At 73.8% G+C, this 6,735-nt stretch carries 5 protein-coding genes and 1 pseudogene; 4 read left to right on the forward strand and 2 right to left on the reverse strand.

Going from position 1 to position 6,735, the window contains the following annotated elements; translation table 11 throughout:
- The 3 genes from AB0I16_RS35585 to glgB all read left to right on the forward strand — a co-directional run.
- Window positions 1–332 (forward strand): alpha-glucosidase C-terminal domain-containing protein (locus tag AB0I16_RS35585; RefSeq protein ID WP_363253827.1); only part of this gene is annotated, 332 nt, incomplete at its 5' end.
- A gap of 15 nt (window positions 333–347) precedes the next feature.
- Window positions 348–1,688: a maltokinase gene (locus tag AB0I16_RS35590; protein WP_363253828.1), complete on the forward strand. Its 1,341-nt coding sequence runs from the start codon at window positions 348–350 to the stop codon at window positions 1,686–1,688.
- A gap of 45 nt (window positions 1,689–1,733) precedes the next feature.
- Complete coding sequence (glgB, locus tag AB0I16_RS35595) at window positions 1,734–3,986, forward strand: 1,4-alpha-glucan branching enzyme (protein ID WP_363253831.1); 2,253 nt, start codon at window positions 1,734–1,736, stop codon at window positions 3,984–3,986.
- Window positions 3,987–4,412: 426 nt separating this feature from the next.
- On the opposite strand, the gene AB0I16_RS35600 is transcribed toward glgB, so the two are convergent.
- Together AB0I16_RS35600 and AB0I16_RS35605 are read right to left on the reverse strand one after the other, a co-directional pair.
- The gene (locus tag AB0I16_RS35600; protein WP_363253829.1) at window positions 4,413–4,946 is read right to left on the reverse strand and encodes a hypothetical protein; all 534 of its coding nucleotides are present in this window, start codon (window positions 4,944–4,946) and stop codon (window positions 4,413–4,415) included.
- 126 nt (window positions 4,947–5,072) lie between these two features.
- A complete protein-coding gene (locus AB0I16_RS35605) occupies window positions 5,073–6,260 on the reverse strand; it encodes a PP2C family protein-serine/threonine phosphatase (protein ID WP_363253830.1) in 1,188 nt (395 codons plus the stop codon).
- Between the two features lie 288 nt (window positions 6,261–6,548).
- Here AB0I16_RS35605 and AB0I16_RS35610 point away from each other — a divergent pair.
- Window positions 6,549–6,735: pseudogene (locus tag AB0I16_RS35610) on the forward strand (hypothetical protein); the annotation flags it as partial.

Here is a 6,735-nt window from a genome sequence, read left to right on the forward strand (position 1 = left end):
GCAGGATGATCGAGATCCGCAAGCAGAACCCCGCCTTCGGCCTGGGCACCTACACCGAACTCCCCTCCTCCAACCCCGCCGTCCTCGCCTTCCTCCGCGAGTACGGGGACGACCTGGCGCTCTGCGTGTCCAATTTCTCCCGCTTCGCCCAGCCGACGGAGCTGGACCTGCGGGCCTACGCCGGACGCCACCCCGTCGAGCTGACCGGCGGGGTGCGCTTCCCGGCCATCGGCGAACTGCCGTACCTCCTCACCCTCGCCGGTCACGGCTTCTACTGGTTCCGCCTGTCCGAACAGCCACGACGTCCCACCGCGCCCGCGGTGCACTTCTGAAGGGACCTGTCGCGCATGCTGCAGACCGCATCGCAGTCACCCAGCAGCCTCAGCCCCCCGCAGCTGCTGACCTCGCTGGCCGGGCTCCTCCGGGCGTGGCTGCCGGGGCAGCGCTGGTTCGCGGGCAAGGGCAGGCCCGTGACGGACCTGTCCGTGATGTCGAGCACCGAACTCCACCCGGGGTGCCTGCACCTGCTGATCCGCACCGGGCACACGGGACGGCCCGACGACTGCTACCAGCTCATCCTCGGCGTCCGCGAACACCTGCCGGCCCGGCTCCACCACGCCGTCATCGGCCGCCCCGACGCGGGCCCCCTCGCGGGCCTCACCGTGTACGACGCCCTCCTCGACCCCTGGTCGGCGGGGCTGCTCCTGGAGCGCCTGCGGGTCCCCGGCGCCACGGGCCCGCTGCGCTTCGAACGGGACGCGCGGAGCGTGGTGCCCGAGGGGCTGCCGCCGCGACTCCTGGACGGGGAGCAGTCCAACACCTCCCTCGTGTACGGCGACGCGTACATCCTGAAGCTGTTCCGGCGCATCCAGTACGGCATCAACCCCGACCTGGAGGTGCCGCGGGCGCTCGCGGGCGGGGACTGCACCCGGGTGCCCGCGCCCGTGGCGTGGTTCTGGACCACCGAACCGCGCAAGATGACGCTCGGCGTGCTCCAGCCGTTCCTGCGCGAGGCCACGGACGGCTGGACCCTCGCGCTGAGGTCGCTGGCCTCCGGAGCCGACTTCGCCGACGAGTCCTTCGAGCTGGGGCGCGCCACCGCCGAGGTGCACCTCGCGCTGGCCGGGGCCTTCCCGACCGAGCCACCGGACCCGCACGGCGGCGCCCGGCTCGCCGCGGCCATGACCGGCCGCCTGGAGACCGCCGCCCGGCAGCTGCCGGGGCTCGTCCCCTACGTGTCGCGGCTGCGGGCCGCGTACGCGGCGGTCGCGGCGCGCGGCCTCAGCCGTCCGGCCCAGCGCATCCACGGCGACCTCCACCTCGGCCAGGTCCTCAGGGCGGGGGAGCGGTGGTTCGTCATCGACTTCGAGGGCGAACCGGCCAGGCCCCTCGCGGAGCGGCGCAACGCCCAGACCCCCGTACGGGACGTGGCCGGCATGCTCCGCTCCTTCGACTACGCGGCCCACACCCACCACCCGCGCCGCTCCTCCTGGGTGCGGCGCTGCCGGGAGGCGTACTGCGCGGGCTACGCCGCCGAGGCGAGGTGGGACCCGCGCACCGAGACCGAACTGCTCCGGGCCTACCAGACGGACCGGGCCGTCTACGAAGCGCTGTACGAGGCCAGGCACCGACCCGACTGGCTGCCGGTCCCCATGGCGGCGATCGCCCGCCTCGCAGAGGAGAGCTGATCCGTGACCACCACCGAGACCCACCCCACCGCCCCCGCGGCCGTCCTGCGCGCCCCCGTCGTCACCCGGCCCGCCGCCGGGCACACGGACCGCGTCCCCGAGGCCCCGCTCGCCGACGAGGACCGGCGGCGGCTCCTCGCCGGCACCCACCACGACCCGCACGCCGTGCTCGGCGCGCACCCGGTCCCCGGCGGTGTGGCCTTCGTGGTCCTGCGCCCCTACGCCCGCGCCGTCACGCTCCTCACCGGCGAGCGGCGCGTCCCGCTGAACGACATGGGCGACGGCTTCTTCTCCGCCGTCCTGCCGTACGGAGAGCCCGCGGGCGGCGCGCTCCCGGAGTACCGGATCGGCGTCACCTATGACGGCCCGGAGACCGCATACGAGGACCCCTACCGATTCCTGCCCGCCCTCGGCGCGTTCGACCTGCACCTGATCGGCGAGGGCCGGCACGAGCAGCTCTGGAAGGCGCTGGGCGCCCACCCGATGACCCACCAGGGGGTGCGCGGCACCCGCTTCACCGTCTGGGCGCCGCACGCCCGGGGCGTGCGGCTCTGCGGCGACTTCAGCTGCTGGGACGGGACGGCCCACCCCATGCGTTCGCTCGGTTCGAGCGGCGTGTGGGAGCTGTTCGTGCCCGGCCTCGGCCCCGGGACGGTCTACAAGTTCGACATCGCCCGCCCCGACGGCGCCCACACCCTGCGCGCCGACCCGATGGCCCGCAGGGCGGAGGTGCCGCCCGACACCGCCTCGGTCGTCACCGAGTCCTCCTACGTGTGGGCGGACGACGCCTGGATGGCCCACCGCGCGGACCGCCCGGTGCACGAGGCGCCCTTCTCGGTGTACGAGGTCCACCTGCCGTCCTGGCGACCAGGGCTGACCTATCGTCAGCTCGCCGACGAGCTGACCGGCTACGTCACCGACGCGGGCTTCACCCACGTCGAGCTGATGCCCGTCGCGGAGTTCCCCTTCAGCGGTTCCTGGGGCTACCAGGTCACCGGCTTCTACGCGCCCACGTCCCGCCTGGGCACCCCCGACGACTTCAGGTACCTGGTCGACCGGCTGCACCAGGCCGGGGTCGGCGTACTCCTCGACTGGGTCCCCGCCCACTTCCCGAAGGACGACTGGGCACTCGCGGACTTCGACGGCGCCCACCTCTACGAGCCGGGTGACCCCCGGCGCGCCGAGCACCCCGACTGGGGCACCCTCACCTTCGACTACGGCCGCAAGGAGGTGCGCAACTTCCTGGTGGCCAACGCCGTCTACTGGTGCGAGGAGTTCCACATCGACGGCCTGCGCGTCGACGCCGTCGCCTCGATGCTCTACCTCGACTACTCCCGCGAGGAGGGGCAGTGGGCCCCCAACGAGCACGGCGGCAGGGAGAACCTCGACGCCGTCGCCTTCCTCCAGGAGATGAACGCCACCGTCTACCGCCGCTGCCCCGGCGTCGTCACGATCGCCGAGGAGTCGACGGCGTGGAACGGCGTCACCCGGGCCACGCACGACGTGGGCCCCGACGGCCTGGGCGGTCTCGGCTTCGGCCTGAAGTGGAACATGGGCTGGTCGCACGACTCCCTGGAGTACATCAAGCGCGACCCCGTGCACCGCGAGTACCACCACAACGAGATGACGTTCTCGATGGTGTACGCCTACAGCGAGAACTACGTCCTGCCCCTCTCCCACGACGAGGTCGTCCACGGCAAGCAGGCGCTCGTCTCCAAGATGCCCGGCGACTGGTGGCAGCGGCGGGCCAACCACCGCGCCTACCTCGGCTACATGTGGGCCCACCCCGGCAAGCAGCTCCTGTTCATGGGCCAGGAGTTCGCCCAGGGCGCCGAGTGGTCGCAGGAGCACGGCCTCGACTGGTGGCTGCTCGACCCGGCCTACCCCGCGGAACAGGACCACAACGGCGTGCGGCGCCTGGTGCGCGACCTCAACCACCGGTACCGGGAGACGCCCGCCCTCTGGGAGCGGGACACCGACCCGGCCGGGTTCTCCTGGATCGTGGCGGACGCCGCCCAGGACAACGTCCTGGCGTTCCTGCGGTACGCGGCGGACGGCACACCGCTGCTCGCCGTCTCCAACTTCGCCCCGGTCGTCCGCCACGACTACCCGCTCGGCGTGGACGAGGCGGGCAGCGTGTGGCGGGAGGTGCTCAACACCGACGCCGCCGCGTACGGGGGCGGCGACGTCCACGACCCGGAACCGCTCCTGGCCCAGCCCGCCCCCGCGCACGGCCGCCCCGCCCGACTGCGCATGACCCTGCCGCCCCTGGCCACGGTCTGGCTGCGCCCGGAGTGAACCGCCGCCGGCCCGGTCCGGCCGGGCCGCGGGGCCGCGGTGGACGAGGTGGCCCAGCCCGTGCAGGCGCGGCAGCACCTCGTCCCGGCGCTCCAGCAGGGCGGGGAAGGGCGGCCCGTCCTGGGCCGAGAGGGTGCCGAGGGCGAAGGGCCCGGCGAAGAGCGTTCCAGTCGCTGCCGCTGCTCGTGGCGTGCACCCGGCGGATCGCGCTCGTCCAGGCGCGCCTCGCCCGACTGCTCGCCCCGCCGTCCGCCGCCCGCCGTCCGCATGGCCGAACCACCGTACGAAGCGGTCCCGCTGCGGGAGGCCCTGTGTGGCACCCGGTGTATACCCGCGACGCCGCGCACGTCTGGCTGCGCGAGACGGCGGCCCGGGTGGGGAGGCGGCTCGCGGGGGAGGGGGCGCAGGGGCGGGGCCGGTGCGGCGCTACGGGGCGGGCGGCCCCGCGGGCTCCCTGCGCGCCCCGTCCGGCTCGGCCACCCCTTCGTCTTCGTCGTCTTCGACGTCCGAGCCCTCGCTGTCCCTCTCCTCGATGCCCATGCCCTCGCCGAGCATGTCGTGTTCGGCGGCGTCCTCCGGGTCCTCCACGGCTCCCTCGTCGGGAGGGAGCAGCGGCTCCTCGTCGGGGTCGGCCAAGGGGGGCTCGTCGAGGGGCTCGTCGGCCCGTACCAGGTCGTCGGCGGCCACGCCGTCCTCCAGCGGGTCCGGCACGCTGAGCGCCGGGTCGGGCCGCTCCTCGGAGAGCCGTTCCGCGAGACTCTCGCCCTCGTACTGCTCCTCCGCCGTCGTGCCGGTGCGGGTCGCGGCGAGCGGGCGCTCCGGCGGGGCCCAGCCCTCGTCGTAGGGGTCGGACTCCTGGTCGCCGAGCGTGTCCTCCGGGTCGAGGATTCCGTCGTCCTCGCGTATCTCGCCGGGGTCGGGCTGGTAGACCTCGTCGCCCGTGGCGTCCTCGTTCCCCATGGTGCCCGTACTCCTCACTGCCGGCGCGTGTCGGTGTCCTGCCGTTGCTCTGCCGTGTATCCCGCCGGCCGGGGAACACACGTGCCGGCGTGCGGAACGGCTCGGACCGGGGGCCGTTCCCGCGGCTCAGGGCCGCCATTCGAGGAGCAGCAGGGTCGCGTCGTCGCGGAGCTGGTTGTCCTGCCGGTCGAGGATGGAGTGGATGAGCTGCCGCAGGGCCTCCGGCGCCGGTTCGCCCGCGGCGGTGGAGCGGATGATGCTGTCCACGAACCGCTGGAGGCCGAACTCGCCGCCGTTCCCGGTGCGCAGTTCGGTCACGCCGTCGGTGTACATGAGCACCCGGTCGCCTGGCTGCAGCGGCTCCTTGTGGACGATCCAGTCGACGCCGGCCAGTGAGGCGGGCGTCCCCATGGGCGGCTGCGGGGGCCGTTCGAGGGCGTGGTCGAGCACCCGGTGGTCCCGGATGAGCAGGGGCGTCGGATGGCCGCAGTTGCACCACCGCAGGACGCCCGTGGCCAGGTCGAGCTGGGCGAGGATGCCCGTGCAGAACTGCTCGGGCAGCCACTGGGCGATCGCCTCCTGGATCTTCTCCACGAGCGAGGGCAGCTCGATCCCCGCCCGGCGGGCGTTGCGGCACCCCGCCATCGCCACGGCGGTCGTGAGGCCCGACGCGAGGTTGTGCCCCATGGCGTCGAGGATCGCCACGTGCAGGGTGGACCGGGTCAGCGAGTGGTCGAAGACGTCGCCGCCGATCTCGTACGCCGGTTCGAGGACGGCGGTCGAGACGACGTGGGAGTTGCCGATCGTACGCGGGGGCAGGAAGGCCCGCAGCATCTCCGCGGGCAGCTGCATCCTCTGGGACCGGGTGCGCCGCGCGAAGCTGTCGCTCGACGCCCGCTTCGAGGTGATCGCCATGGCCAGGATGGAGCTGAGCACCCGGCAGTGGCGCAGCACCCTGCCGTCGAGGGACGGTGCGGTGACACCGATGACGCCCAGCCGCTCGACCCCGTCGATCAGCGGCAGCCAGGCGGTGAGCCGGCCGTGGGAACGCTCCTCGACGCGCAGCTCATGGGCCCGGTAGGCCGAACCGGCGACGGAACTGTCCACGCCGAGGGTGCTCGGCCCGTCGGCCAGCGGCACCAGGTAGCGCTGCTGGAGGTCGACCAGGTACACGTCGATCCGGTCGATGGCCGCCGAGTCGGCGAACTGCTGGACCACGGCGGGGAGTTCGAGCGCGGGCGCCGCGTGCACGGCGACGAGCAGCTGTTCCAGGAGCTGCTCTCCGGGGCCTGGCGCGCCGGGTGGACTCGACATCTGTGATCACCGCCTCAGGGGCAGTCTCACACCGCGGTCACGATCCCGCCCGACGGGCGCGGACCGCCGCCGGGCATGGGTCCTCGGGTCCCTGCGGAGGGGTCCTTGGTCCCCTGATCAGGTGAGGAAAGACCCGGTGGACGGCCTCCCGCACGCGGAATCACACCGGGGACCGGCGGGAGGACCGCGCGGGCTCCGGCCGGTGGCGGCTGCCGCGGGTGCGCGGAGCGAGAGTGTGTGAGTCAAGAGCGTGGAGGCGAGCGGAGCATGTTTCTTCGGACGGCCGGTGTGGACGAGGCGACCGACCCGGCGGGACAGCCCTGGACCGAGGCCACCGGGCCGGCGCCGGCCGGGGGCACGGCCGCCGCGCCGGCGTGGGGCGGGGCCGCCGGCGCTGTCGGAGAACGCCTTGCAGCGGCCGTCCACGGCAAGGCCGCGCTGGCGGCTGAACTCGATGAACGCGCCCGGTGTCGAC

The sequence above is a fragment of the Streptomyces sp. NPDC050703 genome (assembly GCF_040654435.1).
GTDB lineage: Bacteria > Actinomycetota > Actinomycetes > Streptomycetales > Streptomycetaceae > Streptomyces.

What these genes read in the sequence shown, in the direction of transcription:
- AB0I16_RS35590 (WP_363253828.1), top strand. Translation starts at nt 348, where the DNA reads ATGCTGCAGACCGCATCGCAGTCACCCAGCAGCCTCAGCCCCCCGCAG.
- AB0I16_RS35605 (WP_363253830.1), bottom strand. Translation starts at nt 6,260, where the DNA reads ATGTCGAGTCCACCCGGCGCGCCAGGCCCCGGAGAGCAGCTCCTGGAA.
- AB0I16_RS35600 (WP_363253829.1), bottom strand. Translation starts at nt 4,946, where the DNA reads ATGGGGAACGAGGACGCCACGGGCGACGAGGTCTACCAGCCCGACCCC.